The sequence below is a fragment of the Moheibacter sp. genome (genome assembly GCF_049672845.1).
Lineage (GTDB): Bacteria > Bacteroidota > Bacteroidia > Flavobacteriales > Weeksellaceae > Moheibacter.
In genome coordinates this window covers 218,770-234,144 of record NZ_JBATWT010000008.1, presented here as the reverse complement: position 1 = coordinate 234,144, position 15,375 = coordinate 218,770, and the positions used below count along the sequence as shown (strand labels likewise).

The following is a 15,375-nucleotide window of genomic DNA, read 5'->3' as shown; positions in this document are numbered from 1 at the left end:
GGATAGCAGCGAAAACCCGCAGGAGCGATAGAGAAGAGGAGTTGCAGGATTACTGAGATTTTCCTTTTAGAAAGGAAAAAACGAAAGTAACCAGCGTAGCTGTGCCTGGTCCCGTTGCGCTAAAATCTGAATTGAATTCTTAAATCCTTAATCCCAACGGGAAGCGCCTGAAATAAATTGTACCTAAGGAAAGGATGATTAAATTGAATTATAATTTATATTTGTACCACTCAAATAAAATCTAAATGAAAAAAATATTATTGGCCGTTGCGGTATCTATGACAATCTTTTCCTGCAAGCAGGAAGTGAAAGAAGAAGTTAAAACTGAAACTATGGAAGTTGCCGATGCATCTGGTTATGAGTCATTTGGTGCTGATATCTCAGCTGAAGGTGCATTAACTGCAGAAGAAATGATGCAGAAATATGAAACAATGGCGGTGGGTGACTCGCTTGAAATTGCTTTTAAAGGTACAGTTAATTCAGTTTGTCAGGCGAAAGGTTGCTGGATGAAACTGGATTTGGGAAAACCGGAAGCCGAATCTTTTGTACGTTTCAAAGATTATGAATTCTTTGTTCCTATGGATTCTGAAGGAGCCGAAGCGATAATCAAAGGAATTGCAAAAAAAGAAGAAACTTCAGTGGAAGAACTGAAGCATTATGCAAAGGATGCCGGAAAATCTGAAGAAGAAATTGCTAAGATTACAGAACCAAAAGTAGAATACACTTTCCTTGCTGATGGTGTTCTTTTGAAGAAAAAAGGTTAATGCGTTTAAAAACAAAATTTTACATACTGTCGGGTTTTGTATTTCTGAGTTGTTTTCAAAAGGATGACAAGAAATACGAGGCCGACAGTTCTTTCAGTCAGGTTTATGAAATGTCAGAAATGGCGTTGCTTATGGAGGAGATGTATAGTTCTCTGGAAAAAATAAGACCATTGATTGAAGAACAAAAATCTTTAGAGGAATTTCCTTCCGATTTCAACAAAATTCATACGGCTGAGATGACGCCAAGTTTTGAACGTACCGATGAATTCAAACGACTGGCCGACTTATATCTTCAAAACCTGAATCAACTTTACAATGCGGAAACCAAAAATCCTAACCGCATCGAATATTTTAACAATACCGTAAAAAGCTGTATCACTTGTCATCGTTCAGATGCCGGCTGTATTGGTCCGGTTTCAAGAATAGATAAATTAATGATTGAATCAGAGAGAAATTAAAATTCCAGTTTTTCTAAGACGATTTTGATATTTTCATAGGTGTTTTTCAAGACTTCAGGTAGTTCATCTATTCTTTTCCATTCGGCAATTCCGATTCCCTCTTCTGTTTGCGGAACTAATGTTTGATTTCCATCATAAAACATTTCATACCAATAAGTAGCTTTCAATTTCATATTTTCCTGAAAATAAATATGGTATGTAATTGTAATAAAGCTATTTAGGTTTAAATTATTGATTCCGCATTCCTCTTGCACTTCCCGTACGGCAGCGATTTCAGTTGTTTCTCCCTCTTCAACTTTTCCTTTTGGTAAATCCCATTTATCAAGACGATGAATGAAAAGAATTTCATTTTTTTTATTTTTCACAACGCCACCGGCTGCTTCCAGATAATGGAAATAGGATTTGAACTGCGACCAAAGCTTCTCCAGGTTGTGATGATAAATATTAATTTCATTGACAGAACTGTTGCGCAGTACGGCCAAAGCTTCAGCAAACTGGCTGTCTGTGTTAAATTGTAGAGATTTTGAAGTTAAAACTGGTTTATCCGTTAGGGTCAGAGCTTTTTCATTATAAAAAACTTTGTACATTTGGAACGTTTGCTAACAAATATAATCAAAATTCAACGGAAATGAATGTAAATACAGATAAAACCCGATTCTCCAAAAACCAACAGGAAGCTTTTGAATTTCTATCCAATATGGAAAATTATCGGCAACTAATGCCCGATGATACCAAGTCATTTGAAATGCACGAATCCGGAAAAGGTTTTGCCGTGCAGATTGGAAATCTCCCGAAAGTCGGAATGAAATTAAAGGAAGCAACAGCGCCTTCTCAGCTTGTTTTTGAATCGCCTTCGCCTAACTTTGAATATTATTTAACGATTGATATTGAGCCTGTTGATGATTCAAATTCCGATGTGAGTTTAAATTTCGAAGGAAAATTCAATATGATGATCGAAATGATGGCCAAAGGTCCGCTGACCAATTTTATCAATACGATTTCTACGAAACTAGGTCAGGTTTAAGATTTATTATTTTAAATCCTTGTAATATTTTCTTTTCAAAACGAAATACTGAAAAGGAATTAATTTTTTGGTATAATAATTTTTTATACCCGGTTTTCGGTTTGTGCGGTAATGAAACAATCGTTTATAAAAACCAAAGTGTGAATCTATAACTGCCCAAAAATGAGGAAATCCTTCATAAAAAAGAAATACGATTCCTGTAATTCCGTCCAAACTCAAGCGCAGAAAAACAAAAGGAAAAGCTTTCCAGGCAGGAAGATTTTTAACCAACATCCATAGGCTGTTTCGGAAATTGAGATAGGTTTTTTTCGGATTGGAATTTTTCAGAGTTCCGCCACCGAGATGGTAAACTTTTGATTCGCCACAATAAAATACTTTTCGTCCGGAATTATTGATTCGCCAGCACAAATCTATTTCTTCCATGTGCGCAAAAAAGCCTTCGTCAAATCCACCGGAATTCATAAAATCTTCGGTTCGAATAAAGAAACAAGCGCCACTTGCCCAGAAAGTTTGAATCGTATCATCAAACTGTCCTTTGTCTTCTTCCAAATCCCAGAAAACACGACCACGACAATAAGGATAGCCAAAATTATCAATGAAACCACCACCGGCTCCGGCATATTCAAATTGTGTCGGATTTTTATAATCCAGAATTTTGGGTTGGGCGACTGCAATTTCAGAATTGGATTCAAACAATTTTTCAATCGGTTCCAACCAGTTTTCAGAAACCATCACATCGGAGTTGAGCAAACAGAAAATATCGGGTTTTGAATAAGAGGAAAGGATTTTTTTAATTCCTTCGTTATAGCCTTTTGCATATCCGAAATTATCTTCGTTTCGGATGATTTTTATCTGAGGATAATTGGATTTTAAGAACTCTTCAGAATCATCATCGGAATTATTGTCGATGACATAAATATCGGCCGATTGGGAGAATTCTACTACGGAAGGAATGAATTCTTCCAGCAATTTCTTTCCGTTCCAATTCAATATGACAACAGCGGTTTTCAATAGTCGGTTCCTTTTTTATATTTCCAGCGTTTATGACTCCAAAGCCAGTTATCGGGATTTTCATGAATGGTTTCTTCCAGATTTTTGAAGAATTTGTGGACGATTTCCATGGGTTCGTAATTCTCCCCATCCGGCAAAATTCTTTCAAATGTCGTATGGTAATGTCCTTGTTTGACTTTGACCATTTTACAAAAAATAACGGCCATTTCTTTTTTTATGGCAATCTTGTCAAATCCGACAAAAACCGGCGTATTTTGATTTAAAAATTCCAAATCATAATGAATGGCCGATTTTTTTGGACTTTGATCTGCCACAAAAAGATAGGCATGTTCGCCATTGTTGGGCGTATTCATCATATATCTCGGAATCTTTTTCATGTCAAGCGGAATGGTTCCAAATTTCCCACGAATTTCATTGATCCGGTCATTCCAGAAATTATTTTTTACTTTATGATAAACGGCAACGGTCTTTTCGGTTAGAAGATTAGGTGCCAAACCTACAAACCATTCCCAATTGAAAACATGTCCGGCCATGAGGATGACATCTTTTTGAGCTACTTCACAGTCTCTAAAAATCTCCAAATTGGAATAGGTATGTCTTCTGTCCAATTCTTCCTGAGAAATGGAAAAACTTTTCAGCGTTTCTACCAAATAGTCGGCGAAGTTTTTATAGAATTTTTTCTGAATGGATTTAATTTCAGATTCAGATTTTTCAGGAAACGAATTTTTTAAATTGGTGGAAATGACCTTTCGGCGATAGCCGATCAGATAATGAAGCAAAACATAAATCAACCAAGAAATACCGTATAAAATCCGCAAGGGCAATAAGGAAAAGGCATACAGTAATCCGTAAAATACTCGGTTCATTTTCTAATTCGTTTAGTCGGCAAATTTAAGACAATCCTGCCAAATCTTTTCATTTGGTGGTGGTGCAATGATGTTGATTTCTTCTTTTTTAACCGGATGGATGAAACTGATTTTTCGGGCATGAAGCGAAATGCTTCCGTCCGGATTGGAACGTTTGGCTCCATATTTCAAATCGCCTTTTATCGCATGCCCCATGAAACTCAATTGCGAACGGATTTGATGGGAGCGGCCGGTAAATAAATCAACTTCCAATAAAGAATAATTATCCAGATTTCCTAAAAATTTGTATTCGAGTATCGCCAATTTCGCCTCCTGTGTAGGTTTTGTATAAACCGTAACTTTATTGTTCTTCGGATTTTTTTTCAGATAATGCTCCAAACGTCCCGATTGACTTTCCGGTTTTCCTTCTACGATTGCCCAATAAGCTTTTTTTACTTCACGTGTTTTGAATAAATCATTCATTCGAGACAGGGCTTTGCTTGTTTTGGCAAAAACCAGAATTCCACTTGTGGGTCGATCGAGCCGATGAATTAGTCCCAAAAACACATTTCCGAGTTTTTGGTCACGGATTTTAATAAATTCTTTCAGAGATTCAATCAATGAAATATCGCCTGTGTTGTCACCTTGCGACAGTTCGCCCGGTTTTTTGTTGATAATCAGCAAATGATTGTCTTCGAAAAGAATTTCCTTTTCAACTCTTTCCACTCGTAAAGAATCGAAAGAAGAAGGGTTGAGATGTTTATTTGAATTGATTTTATTTTTCATTCACAATTAATTCCCCTCCTTTGGAGGGGTTAGGGGAGGCTTAATATTGTTCATTTTCATTCGGGAAATCCACAGACTTAACATCTTTCACATAATTCTGGACAGCAGAAGTAATTTCATCGTAAAGATTCAGGTAACGACGAAGGAATTTCGGGCTGAATTCGTGGGTCATTCCGAGCATATCGTGCACTACTAAAACTTGCCCGTCGCAGTGTGGTCCGGCACCGATTCCAATCGTTGGAATGTTGATGCTTTCGGTAACTTTTTTGGCCAATGCAGCAGGGATTTTTTCCATTACTACCGAGAAAGCACCTGCTTCTTCCAGGAATTTTGCGTCTTCGATAAGCTTTTCGGCTTCCGCTTCTTCTTTTGCCCTGACTTTATAAGTTCCGAATTGGTAAATCGATTGGGGCGTTAAACCCAAATGTCCCATCACTGGGATCCCTGCTTTTACAATTCGTTTGACTGATTTTTCAATTTCAATTCCGCCTTCCAATTTTACGGCGTGCGCACCGGATTCTTTCATAATCCGAATGGCAGAGTCCAAAGCGCGTTGCGGATCGGATTGATAGCAACCAAAAGGCAAATCGACCACAACCAAGGCTTTTGAAACACCACGTACAACAGATTGCGCATGGTAAATCATTTGATCCAGCGTGATGGGAAGCGTAGTTTCATGTCCGGCCATCACATTGGAAGCAGAGTCACCTACTAAAATCGCATCAACACCACCTGCATCCACCATTTGAGCAATGGTGAAATCATAGGAGGTAAGCATAGAGATTTTCTCCTTACCTTTCATGTTTCGGATGGTTTCAGTAGTAATTCTTTTTATTTCTTTGTTAATGGACATATAACTCTAATTTTCCGCTAAGATAGGGTTAATTGGTTGTAATTGCTTATTTTTGCGATGCCAAAATTTAACGTATGAAAGTAGCAGTTGTCGGCACAGGATATGTAGGTTTGTCAAACGCAATCCTTCTGGCTCAGCACAATGAAGTCATAGCTTTGGATGTTATTAAAGAAAAAGTTGACTTATTAAATCAAAAGAAATCACCCATTGAAGACGCAGAGATTTCTGATTTTCTTGAGAATAAGGAATTGAACTTTAAAGCCACTTTGGATAAAAAAGAAGCTTACGAAAATGCCGAATTTATAATTGTTGCAACGCCTACCGATTACGATCCAAAAACAAATTATTTCGATACAAGCAGTGTTGAAACAGTCATTCATGACGTGATGCAAATCAATCCCAAGGCGGTGGTAATTGTAAAATCAACGGTTCCGGTCGGGTTTACCGAAGAATTAAAAAACAGATTAGACTTTCAGAATATCATTTTTTCTCCCGAATTTTTAAGAGAAGGAAAAGCTTTGTACGATAATTTATATCCATCACGAATTATCATCGGTGAGAAATCAGAAAGAGCTGAAAAATTTGCGGAATTGCTGATGGAAGGAGCAGTGAAAAAGGATATCAATACTTTGTTTACCAATCCTACGGAAGCTGAAGCGATAAAATTATTTTCCAATACTTATTTAGCGATGCGCGTGGCTTATTTCAATGAATTGGACAGCTATGCGCAAATTTACAACCTTGACAGCCGACAAATCATCGAAGGCGTGGGCTTGGATCCGAGAATTGGAAATCATTACAATAATCCATCGTTTGGATACGGCGGCTATTGTTTACCAAAAGACACCAAGCAATTGCTGGCGAATTATGATTCGGTTCCCAATAATTTGATTCGTGCTGTCGTAGATGCCAATCGTACTCGTAAGGATTTTATTGCTGATTCGATTTTGGAATTGAAACCTCAAAAAGTAGGAGTTTATCGTTTGGTTATGAAATCCGGTTCCGATAATTTCCGGGCTTCGGCCATTCAGGGCGTGATGAAGAGAATCAAAGCAAAAGGAATAGAAGTGGTGGTTTATGAGCCTGTTTTGGAGGAAGATTTATTTTTTGGTTCCAAGGTAGAACGTGATTTGGATAAATTTAAACAAGAATCGGATGTGATCATCACCAATCGATTTACAGAAGAATTGTCGGATGTGAAAGAGAAAGTTTACACACGCGATTTATTTGGTAAAGACTAAGAGAAAATTATGAAAACGATTTTGATTACCGGCGGTGCCGGATTTATTGGTTCGCACGTTGTCAGACAATTTGTGAAAAATTATCCCAACTATAAAATCATCAATCTCGATGCTTTGACCTATGCCGGAAATCTTGAAAATTTGAAAGATATCGAAAATGAACCTAATTATGTTTTCATCAAAGCCGATATTACAGACGAAGAACGAATGGACGAAATTTTTCAGGAATATCAGCCGGACGGCGTAATTCATCTGGCGGCTGAATCCCATGTGGACAGATCGATCAGTTCGCCGTTGGAATTCGTGAAAACCAATGTTTTAGGAGCGGTGAATTTGTTGAATGCCGCCAAAAAACTGTGGAATGGAAACTGGGAAGGAAAGCGCTTTCACCATGTTTCGACCGATGAAGTTTACGGGGCTTTGGGAGATACCGGATTTTTTACCGAAGAAACCAGTTACGATCCACATTCGCCTTATTCGGCTTCCAAAGCGAGTTCCGATCATTTTGTAAGAGCTTATTCTGATACTTATGGAATGCCGATTGTGGTAACGAATTGTTCAAATAATTACGGCCCTCATCATTTTCCGGAAAAATTAATTCCGCTTTGTATTCATAATATTCTAAACAATAAACCTTTACCGATTTACGGTGATGGAAAATACACGCGGGATTGGTTGTATGTAATTGATCACGCCATTGCGATTGATTTGGTTTTTCACCAAGCGGAAAATGGAGAAACATACAACATTGGCGGTTTCAACGAATGGCAGAACATCGATTTGGTAAAGGAACTTTGTCGTCAGATGGATGAAAAACTTGGTCGTGAAAAAGGCGAAAGTGAGAAATTAATTACTTTCGTAAAAGACCGTCCGGGACATGATTTGCGTTATGCAATTGATGCGACGAAGATCAACAAAGAATTAGGCTGGAAGCCAACTGTGACTTTTGAAGAAGGTTTGAGCCTAACGATTGACTGGTTTTTGTCCAATCAGGAATGGCTGGATCATGTGACGAGTGGCGATTATCAGAAGTACTATGACAAACAGTATAATTGAGTGACTGAGTGGTTGAGTGGTTGAGTGACTGAGTGGTTGAGTGGTTGAGTGGTTGAGTAGTTGAATGGTTGAGTAGTTGAATGGTTGAACAATTAAATAATTGAGAGATGAGTTTAATAAAATATCATAAAGATTTAATAGTTTACCAAAAAGCATTTGATTCAGCAATGCAAATCTATGCTTTGAGTAAATCATTTCCCGTTGAAGAAAAATATTCATTAACGGATCAAATCCGGCGTTCTTCCAGATCAGTATGTGGAAATATTTCCGAAGCTTGAAGAAAAAGAAGATATGAAAAATTATTTATCAATAAATTAATTGATTCAGAAGGAGAAGCCGCCGAGACACCAAATTGGCTGGATTTTTCTTTAGCTTGCAGTTATATTGATAAAGAAATATATAACGAATTGTATATGAAATACGATGAAATATTGGCTATTTTAGTAAAAATGTCGAAAGATTCAGGAAAATGGACATTCAGCAATACTCAATAACTCATCACTCAAATACTTAAACACTTATAAATGAAAGGAATAATATTAGCCGGTGGCTCCGGGACGAGACTTTATCCGCTTACGATTTCTGTGAGTAAACAGCTGATGCCGATTTATGATAAACCCATGATTTATTATCCGCTTTCCACTTTGATGCTGGCAGGAATTCGTGATATTTTGATCATTACAACACCACAGGATTCCGATTCTTTTCAAAAACTTTTGGGTGACGGTTCGCAAATCGGATGTAAAATCGAATATAAAATTCAGCCAAGTCCCGATGGTTTGGCGCAGGCATTTATCATTGGCGAAGAATTTATAGGAGAGGATTCCGTTGCTTTGGTTTTGGGCGATAATATCTTTTACGGAACCGGATTGAAGGATTTACTTCAAAGCAAAATCCAAGTGAAAGGCGGTTGTGTTTTTGCCTATCAGGTTTCTGATCCTGAGCGATATGGTGTGGTTGAGTTCGACAAGAACTTTAAGGCTTTATCAATTGAAGAGAAACCATTGAAACCGAAATCCAATTACGCTGTTCCCGGTTTGTATTTCTATGATAACCGCGTGGTTGAGTTAGCCAAAAATCTGAAACCTTCTGACCGTGGCGAATTAGAAATTACCGATATCAACAAGATTTATTTGGAATTGGGTGAATTGGAAGTTGGAATTATGGGGCGTGGAACTGCCTGGCTTGACACCGGAACTTTTGATTCACTTCACGAAGCAAGTGAATTTGTGAAAATCATTGAAAAACGACAAGGATTTAAAGTAAGCTGTATTGAAGAAATCGCTTATCGACTTGGATTTATAGACCAAGATCAATTACTGAAATCGGCTGAGAAGTATGGAAAAAGCGGGTATGGGGAATATCTGAGAAGTTTGATTATAGATTGATGAAAATTTTTGATTTTTCTACATTAAAATTTTATTACCATCATTTAGGATACAAACTGATTGTTCAAATGCTGTTAAGTGTTTCTATCAGTGTACTGGATAGTTTGGGTTTGTCTATGTTTTTTCCAATTTTGGAGATTGTAAGTAATGATGGAAAATCAGGTATCGAAGGGAGTTCTAGTATTTATCAATATTTGGAAGCTTTTTTTAATTTCATTCATTTGGAGATTAATCTCACAAATGTATTGGTATTATTGTCTATATTTTTCATTCTCAAAGGCGCAGCACAATATATTTATATAATTTATTTTACCAATGTAAGACAAGGATTCATCAGAAATTTGAGGATTAAATTAATAAATCAGATTAATGATTATTCCTATGAAAAATTTGTTTCATCAGATGTAGGGAGAGTTCAAAACTCACTCACTGGTGAAATTGACAGAATAGCCAATTCATATATGAACTATTTCAGTATGTTGCAAAATTTAATTTTTGTGGTTATTTATATGATTTGTGTTTTTGTGATTGATTTGAAATTCGCATTGTTGGTTGTGGTGGGTGGCTTAGCAACCAATCTTTTATTCAGCAGGATTTTTAAATATACAAAAAGGGAAGCAAATGCACTTACCAAAAAAAACCATTCATTTCAGGGGTTTGTTTTACAATATATTGGGAATTATAAATATTTAAAAGCAACTGGACGAATCATTGATTATTCTAAAATTCTTATTCAAAATGTATATGGAGTTGAAAAAAACGGAAGAAAAATAGGGCAGCTAGGAGGGATTGTTACGGCCTTGAGGGAACCTTCGCTGATTATACTAGTCAGCATCATAATTGTGATTCAGATTTCGGTAATAGGTGGTTCTATTTCCACAATTCTTTTAAGTCTTGTTTTTTTCTACCGTGCGTTTGGTTATCTGATGGTAATGCAAAATGCTTATAATAACTACCTAGCGAGCCATGGTTCTCTCAATAATATTTTCAGTTTACTTGATGAATTGAACACAGGAAAAGAAGAATTTTATAATGAATTAGATTTTCAAAGTTTTAAGGATAAAATTGAATTAAAGAATATCGCTTTTTCATATTCGCCGGAGTCAAAAGTTCTAGATGACATTAGTCTGACTATTCTGTCAAAAGAAAGTGTGGCATTGGTAGGAGAAAGTGGAAGCGGTAAAACAACGCTCGCCAACGTTATAGCGGGTATGTTTAGACCAAGTTCGGGAGAACTATTAGTTGATGGTCAAAATATTGAGAACCTAAAGATTAAGGAATACCGCGAAAAAATCGGATATATCACTCAAGAATCGGTGATTTTTAACGATACTATTTTTAATAATATTACTTTCTGGAGTGAAAAAACACCGGAAAATTTTCAAAAATTTCAAAGTGCTCTGGAAGCTGCTTCAATCGCAGGTTTCGTGAATGAATTATCAGAAAAGGAAGATACCAAGTTGGGTAATAACGGAATAAATTTGAGCGGAGGACAACGACAGAGGATTTCAATAGCCAGAGAAATATATAAAAATGCAGAAATATTAATTCTGGACGAAGCTACTTCTGCACTGGACTCTGAAACAGAAAAAGAAGTTCAGGCTAATATTGACATTATCAGAGGGAAAACGACTTTGATTGTAATTGCACACAGACTTTCAACCATAAAGAATATTGATAAAATAATTTTGATGAAAAAGGGAAAGATTATTGAATCGGGTTCTTTTGAAGAGCTTATGGAGAAATCACCTGTATTCAGAAATATGGTTAAACTCCAGGAAATTAGTCAATAAAAATACGGATCTAATTACTTTTTCACCTTAATCGTACATCCAATTGCCACGGTAGTTTCTGTTTCAATCGGATTTCCCGCTAATAGAGAATCTACCGCATCTTGCACATAGTGAACATCCGCGTCATCTGCGTCTTCATAATTATTGTCAATCGTCCCGATGTATTTCACAATGTTTTTACCTTCTTCCTTGTTCAGTAAAAATACATGAGGCGTTTTAGTTGCGCCGTATTGCGGATAAATTGCTTGACCTTCGTCCAATAGATAGGGGAAAGTAAAGCCCTTTTCTAAAGCGCGTTTTTTCATGGCTTCCATACTGTCTTCCGGTTGAACTTCAGGGTCATTTGGATTGATGGCAATTACCGGATAACCCAGCGGTTTGTATTTTTTGTCCAATGCAATGATCCGATCTTCGTAAGCAATCGCATACGGACAATGATTGCACGTGAAAATCACGATAAATCCATTGGCATCTTTGTAATCAGCAAGCGAAACCATTTTTCCGTCGATATTTTCCAGTTTGAAATCAGTTGCTTGATCACCAATTTTATATCCGTTTAGATTTAAGTTTTCTGCGGCTGTAGACTCTATAACGTCTGTTAGCGCAACTTCCAAAGTACCATTTTCTGTATTGTTTTGGCATGCCGTCGTCCAGAGTGCCATACCCAATAAAAAGACCAAGTTTTTCATATTTAAAGATTATCGATTATTAAATCTTCCAATTCATATTGGGTCATTTGAAGTTCTTTGAAAAAAACTTTTTTTCCATTTTTATAAAATACTGTAGCCGGAATAGCTCCGCTCCAAGTCGAATCTGTAGCGGGAATCCACTCGTTCATCCTTTTGTTGTCATCCAAAAGGTAAACATCCACATTCATATTATTTTTTTCGATGAATTTTTTGACTTTGGTGTCCAATTGCTTTTTGCTGTCCATGGAAACCAAAATCATTTTAAAATCAGGATTATCTTTGTATTCTTCGTTTACCGTCATAAAAGCTGGGAGCTCTTCTATACAGGGTTTGCACCAAGTTGCCCAAAAATTCACCACATAAAGTTTACCGTCTTCTTTTTGAATCACCGATTTCAATTCTTCGTAATTCACAACTTTTAAAACGGGTTGGGATTCTTGGCCGTTACAACTCAAAAGAATTCCCGTCAGTATTACCAGAAATAAATTTTTCATAGTCCGAACATTATCAAAAATCGTACTACATAATTTGGATCAATAAAATTTAACTTAAATCTTTATAATCCTAACTCAAAACGCTTAACACCCAACACCCAACACAAATCACCAATATTCATCAATCATATAAACGATTTGCGCCATGGCAACAGCGCCCAGCAGAAGTTCTCTTTTGTTGACTTTTTCAAAAGTATCTTCCGGAGTATGGTGTATATCAAAATACCGTTGAGAATCGGGAGAAAGTCCTGCCAAAGGCGTTTGAATCTCAACTTTCAGCGGATTGATGTCCACACCGCCGTATCGTCCCGAAAAATCATAAATTCCATAAGGCAGGAAAAGCGGTGCCCATTTCTCCACTTCTTTAATCTTAGATTCGGTCATATCCAATGAAATTCCTCTTGGCGTAAATCCGCCGGCATCACTTTCGATGGCAAACACATGGGGTTCATTTTCCAGTTTTGCAGTTTCGGCATATTTCAGACCGCCACGGGTTCCGTTTTCTTCGTTTGCAAAACAAACAATCCTTATGGTATGATTATTTTGAATTCCTAATTTTTTGAAAGCTCTTAAAACTTCGATACTTTGAACAATTCCGGCTCCATCATCATGCGCACCTTCGCCCACATCCCAGGAATCCAGGTGAGCACCCACCACAATGACTTTTCCGTCTTTTTTACCTGGAATTTCGCCAATGATGTTATGGTTTAATTTTTCGGCTTTCATTCCGCAATTAGAATTTAATTTCATCCAAACTTTTTCCGACTTTAAAGTTTTGGAAAGTTCATCAGCCGAAACATTTCCGATTGCTACCGCAGGAATTTTGGCGAAATTCTCATCATACCGCATTACCCCGGTATGCGGAACATCGCCCACTGAAGTCGATAAGGAACGGATAATTACAAATTTACCGCCCTTTTCAGCTACTTTCGAAGCGGTAATTACTCGGTATTTCGACGCATCGCTATAACCTTCAAAAGTCTGAACAAAATCTTCTCTGAATTTATAATTGAAAAATACTGCTTTGTCTTTTACCTTTTCTGCCGGAAGTTTTTCGAACTCCTCAAGCGAACCTACCATCAAAACTTCTGCTTCCAAATCTTTTCCGTTGGTTCCTTCTGAATTCCCCAACGACAGAAATTCCAAATTTTTCCATTTTCCGTTGTCGGTCTTCATTTTTAAACTTTCTTCTCCACGTACCCAAACCGGAACCATTACTTCCTGCAGCCAGACTTTTTCCGCACCGGCTTCTCTCAGTTTCTTTTCGGCCCAAATCGTGGCCTTATCATAATTTTCAGAGCCGCTTAGCCGATGGCCGATATCTTTGGTAAGTTCACGCAAATTATCATAAGCAATACCGTTCAGGAGTATTTCATCTGAAAGTTTTTTGAACTGAATGGAATCTGCTTGATACTGTGAAAATGCAAAACCGCTTATTAATAATAGGAAAAATAATTTTTTCATTCTGTGTTAATTTTAAAGAAAAACCGCTTCTAATTTAATAAATTAAGAAACGGTTTAAAATATTATGAAAAATTAAATTCTTAAGAATTCATAATTTCTTCAATTTCCTCTACCGTAATGGGAATGTTTTTCATTAAATTCTTGGGTGTTCCTGAAGCTTGGATTACATAATCATCTTCAATTCTAACGCCTAAATTCTCATCCGGAATATAAAATCCGGGTTCATTTGTGAAAACCATTCCTTCTACAAAATCATCGGAGAGGATTCCATAATCATGCGTGTCCAGTCCCATGTGATGGGAAGTTCCGTGCATCATATATTTTTTGTATGCCGGCCAGTCCGGATTTTCATTTTGAACGTCGGCTTTGTCAATCAATCCCAAATCGAGCAGGGCAGAAGTGTAAACTTTTCCCATTTCTTTGTGGTAATCGTACCAATTATTCCCCGCAACCAAAAGTTTTTCCGCTTCATTTTTACAATTCAAAACGGCATTGTAAATTTCTTTCTGTCGATCAGAGAATCTTCCGTTGACCGGAATTGTACGTGTCATATCGGAAGCATAATTGGCATATTCCGCACCTACATCCAACAATAAAATATCGCCATCTTTACATTGCTGATTGTTTTGGATATAGTGAAGTACATTGGAATTGTAGCCACTCCCGATGATAGGTGTGTAAGCAAATCCTTTGGAACGGTTTCTCAAAAACTCATGAACAAATTCAGCTTCGATTTCGTATTCCCAAACGCCCGGTTTTACAAATGCCAGAATTCTTCGGAAACCTTTCTCCGTAATGTCACAAGCTTTCTGAATCAAATCAATTTCTTCTTGTTCTTTGATGGAACGAAGTCTTTGCAAAATGGGATTACTTCGCAAATAAGTATGTCCCGGAAAATCATTTTTCATTTTTTTGATGAAACGATCCTCACGGGTTTCCACTTCAATTGTTGCCCGATAATGTTCGTTCGTATTCACATAAACATTCTCGGCTTCATTCATCAACTGCCGGAAAACTTTTTGAAAATCCTGTAACCAATAAACGGTTTTAATCCCGGAAACATCAAAGGCTTGTGCTTTGCTCAACTTTTCACCTTCCCAAACTGCTATGTGCTCATTGGTTTCTCTTAAAAAAAGAATTTCACGGTGTTTTTCTTCGTAAGCATCCGGAAAAATAACCAAAATACTTTCTTCCTGGTCCACACCGCTCAAATAAAAAATATCACGATGTTGCGCAAAAGGAAGCGTACTGTCGGCACTTACCGGATAAATATCGTTGGAATTAAATACTGCTAATGATTTTGGCAGAAGTGCTTTTGAAAATTTAGCTCTGTTCTTTACAAATAACTCAGAAGGAATCTGTTCATATTTTGTGGTCATAATTCTAATTTAATGCTAACAAATGTAAGAAAGAATGACTGAACGAAGTAAGGTTTATATAAAAAAGTAACTCCTCAATCTTACGAATGAGGAGCTAACCTTAACCAACCTAAACCTATGAAAAAGCTAT

At 37.0% G+C, this 15,375-nt stretch carries 16 protein-coding genes and 1 pseudogene; 8 read left to right on the top strand and 9 right to left on the bottom strand.

Going from position 1 to position 15,375, the window contains the following annotated elements; genetic code table 11:
* The first annotated feature begins 245 nt into the window (after nt 1-245).
* Entirely contained in the window at nt 246-764 is a 519-nt protein-coding gene (locus WBF63_RS03970; RefSeq protein WP_424368400.1) for a DUF4920 domain-containing protein, read from the top strand.
* On the top strand, nt 764-1,222 hold the full coding sequence (locus WBF63_RS03965; RefSeq protein WP_424368399.1) for a hypothetical protein: 459 nt from the start codon (nt 764-766) through the stop codon (nt 1,220-1,222). The genes WBF63_RS03970 and WBF63_RS03965 overlap by 1 nt, the downstream gene beginning before the upstream one ends.
* On the opposite strand, the gene WBF63_RS03960 is transcribed toward WBF63_RS03965, so the two are convergent.
* Nucleotides 1,219-1,809: an NUDIX hydrolase gene (locus tag WBF63_RS03960; protein WP_424368398.1), complete on the bottom strand. Its 591-nt coding sequence runs from the start codon at nt 1,807-1,809 to the stop codon at nt 1,219-1,221. The two genes, WBF63_RS03965 and WBF63_RS03960, sit on opposite strands and share 4 nt — an antisense overlap.
* Before the next feature lie 41 nt (nt 1,810-1,850).
* Here WBF63_RS03960 and WBF63_RS03955 point away from each other — a divergent pair, with 41 nt between their 5' ends.
* The gene (locus WBF63_RS03955; RefSeq protein ID WP_424368397.1) at nt 1,851-2,246 is read left to right on the top strand and encodes a hypothetical protein; all 396 of its coding nucleotides are present in this window, start codon (nt 1,851-1,853) and stop codon (nt 2,244-2,246) included.
* Between the two features lie 6 nt (nt 2,247-2,252).
* Here WBF63_RS03955 and WBF63_RS03950 read toward each other — a convergent pair whose 3' ends face one another.
* Genes WBF63_RS03950 through panB form a run of 4 tightly spaced genes read right to left on the bottom strand, consistent with a single transcriptional unit; the run spans nt 2,253 to nt 5,741 of the window.
* Nucleotides 2,253-3,257: a glycosyltransferase family 2 protein gene (locus WBF63_RS03950; protein WP_424368396.1), complete on the bottom strand. Its 1,005-nt coding sequence runs from the start codon at nt 3,255-3,257 to the stop codon at nt 2,253-2,255.
* A complete protein-coding gene (locus tag WBF63_RS03945; RefSeq protein ID WP_424368395.1) occupies nt 3,254-4,123 on the bottom strand; it encodes a lysophospholipid acyltransferase family protein in 870 nt (289 codons plus the stop codon). The genes WBF63_RS03950 and WBF63_RS03945 overlap by 4 nt, the downstream gene beginning before the upstream one ends.
* A 12-nt stretch (nt 4,124-4,135) precedes the next feature.
* On the bottom strand, nt 4,136-4,888 hold the full coding sequence (locus WBF63_RS03940) for an RluA family pseudouridine synthase (RefSeq protein ID WP_424368394.1): 753 nt from the start codon (nt 4,886-4,888) through the stop codon (nt 4,136-4,138).
* A gap of 40 nt (nt 4,889-4,928) precedes the next feature.
* Complete coding sequence (panB, locus tag WBF63_RS03935) at nt 4,929-5,741, bottom strand: 3-methyl-2-oxobutanoate hydroxymethyltransferase (RefSeq protein WP_424368393.1); 813 nt, start codon at nt 5,739-5,741, stop codon at nt 4,929-4,931.
* Between the two features lie 74 nt (nt 5,742-5,815).
* On the opposite strand from panB, the gene WBF63_RS03930 reads away from it, so the two are divergent.
* From WBF63_RS03930 to WBF63_RS03910, 5 genes and pseudogenes are all read left to right on the top strand, one after another.
* Nucleotides 5,816-6,982, top strand: coding sequence for a nucleotide sugar dehydrogenase (locus WBF63_RS03930; protein ID WP_424368392.1), 1,167 nt, complete (start codon nt 5,816-5,818; stop codon nt 6,980-6,982).
* 9 nt (nt 6,983-6,991) lie between these two features.
* Entirely contained in the window at nt 6,992-8,038 is a 1,047-nt protein-coding gene (gene rfbB, locus WBF63_RS03925) for a dTDP-glucose 4,6-dehydratase (RefSeq protein ID WP_424368391.1), read from the top strand.
* A gap of 107 nt (nt 8,039-8,145) precedes the next feature.
* A pseudogene (locus WBF63_RS03920) lies at nt 8,146-8,532 on the top strand (four helix bundle protein).
* A 30-nt stretch (nt 8,533-8,562) separates the two neighbouring features.
* On the top strand, nt 8,563-9,426 hold the full coding sequence (gene rfbA, locus WBF63_RS03915) for a glucose-1-phosphate thymidylyltransferase RfbA (RefSeq protein ID WP_424368390.1): 864 nt from the start codon (nt 8,563-8,565) through the stop codon (nt 9,424-9,426).
* Nucleotides 9,426-11,219 (top strand): ABC transporter ATP-binding protein, encoded by a 1,794-nt coding sequence (locus WBF63_RS03910; protein ID WP_424368389.1) that lies wholly within the window; start codon nt 9,426-9,428, stop codon nt 11,217-11,219. The genes rfbA and WBF63_RS03910 overlap by 1 nt, the downstream gene beginning before the upstream one ends.
* 14 nt (nt 11,220-11,233) lie before the next feature.
* Here WBF63_RS03910 and WBF63_RS03905 read toward each other — a convergent pair whose 3' ends face one another.
* The 4 genes from WBF63_RS03905 to WBF63_RS03890 all read right to left on the bottom strand — a co-directional run bounded on the left by WBF63_RS03905 (nt 11,234) and on the right by WBF63_RS03890 (nt 15,245).
* Complete coding sequence (locus WBF63_RS03905) at nt 11,234-11,908, bottom strand: thioredoxin family protein (RefSeq protein WP_424368388.1); 675 nt, start codon at nt 11,906-11,908, stop codon at nt 11,234-11,236.
* Nucleotides 11,909-11,910: 2 nt separating this feature from the next.
* Nucleotides 11,911-12,402, bottom strand: a complete 492-nt coding sequence (locus WBF63_RS03900) for a TlpA family protein disulfide reductase (RefSeq protein ID WP_424368387.1) — start codon at nt 12,400-12,402, stop codon at nt 11,911-11,913.
* 108 nt (nt 12,403-12,510) lie between these two features.
* Nucleotides 12,511-13,866, bottom strand: a complete 1,356-nt coding sequence (locus WBF63_RS03895) for a M20/M25/M40 family metallo-hydrolase (RefSeq protein WP_424368386.1) — start codon at nt 13,864-13,866, stop codon at nt 12,511-12,513.
* A gap of 80 nt (nt 13,867-13,946) precedes the next feature.
* Complete coding sequence (locus WBF63_RS03890; RefSeq protein ID WP_424368385.1) at nt 13,947-15,245, bottom strand: aminopeptidase P family protein; 1,299 nt, start codon at nt 15,243-15,245, stop codon at nt 13,947-13,949.
* Between the last annotated feature and the right edge of the window lie 130 nt (nt 15,246-15,375).

What these genes read in the sequence shown, in the direction of transcription:
- WBF63_RS03970 (WP_424368400.1), top strand. Translation starts at nt 246, where the DNA reads ATGAAAAAAATATTATTGGCCGTTGCGGTATCTATGACAATCTTTTCC.
- WBF63_RS03965 (WP_424368399.1), top strand. Translation starts at nt 764, where the DNA reads ATGCGTTTAAAAACAAAATTTTACATACTGTCGGGTTTTGTATTTCTG.
- WBF63_RS03960 (WP_424368398.1), bottom strand. Translation starts at nt 1,809, where the DNA reads ATGTACAAAGTTTTTTATAATGAAAAAGCTCTGACCCTAACGGATAAA.
- WBF63_RS03955 (WP_424368397.1), top strand. Translation starts at nt 1,851, where the DNA reads ATGAATGTAAATACAGATAAAACCCGATTCTCCAAAAACCAACAGGAA.
- WBF63_RS03945 (WP_424368395.1), bottom strand. Translation starts at nt 4,123, where the DNA reads ATGAACCGAGTATTTTACGGATTACTGTATGCCTTTTCCTTATTGCCC.
- WBF63_RS03940 (WP_424368394.1), bottom strand. Translation starts at nt 4,888, where the DNA reads ATGAAAAATAAAATCAATTCAAATAAACATCTCAACCCTTCTTCTTTC.
- panB (WP_424368393.1), bottom strand. Translation starts at nt 5,741, where the DNA reads ATGTCCATTAACAAAGAAATAAAAAGAATTACTACTGAAACCATCCGA.
- WBF63_RS03930 (WP_424368392.1), top strand. Translation starts at nt 5,816, where the DNA reads ATGAAAGTAGCAGTTGTCGGCACAGGATATGTAGGTTTGTCAAACGCA.
- rfbB (WP_424368391.1), top strand. Translation starts at nt 6,992, where the DNA reads ATGAAAACGATTTTGATTACCGGCGGTGCCGGATTTATTGGTTCGCAC.
- rfbA (WP_424368390.1), top strand. Translation starts at nt 8,563, where the DNA reads ATGAAAGGAATAATATTAGCCGGTGGCTCCGGGACGAGACTTTATCCG.
- WBF63_RS03910 (WP_424368389.1), top strand. Translation starts at nt 9,426, where the DNA reads ATGAAAATTTTTGATTTTTCTACATTAAAATTTTATTACCATCATTTA.
- WBF63_RS03905 (WP_424368388.1), bottom strand. Translation starts at nt 11,908, where the DNA reads ATGAAAAACTTGGTCTTTTTATTGGGTATGGCACTCTGGACGACGGCA.
- WBF63_RS03900 (WP_424368387.1), bottom strand. Translation starts at nt 12,402, where the DNA reads ATGAAAAATTTATTTCTGGTAATACTGACGGGAATTCTTTTGAGTTGT.
- WBF63_RS03895 (WP_424368386.1), bottom strand. Translation starts at nt 13,866, where the DNA reads ATGAAAAAATTATTTTTCCTATTATTAATAAGCGGTTTTGCATTTTCA.
- WBF63_RS03890 (WP_424368385.1), bottom strand. Translation starts at nt 15,245, where the DNA reads ATGACCACAAAATATGAACAGATTCCTTCTGAGTTATTTGTAAAGAAC.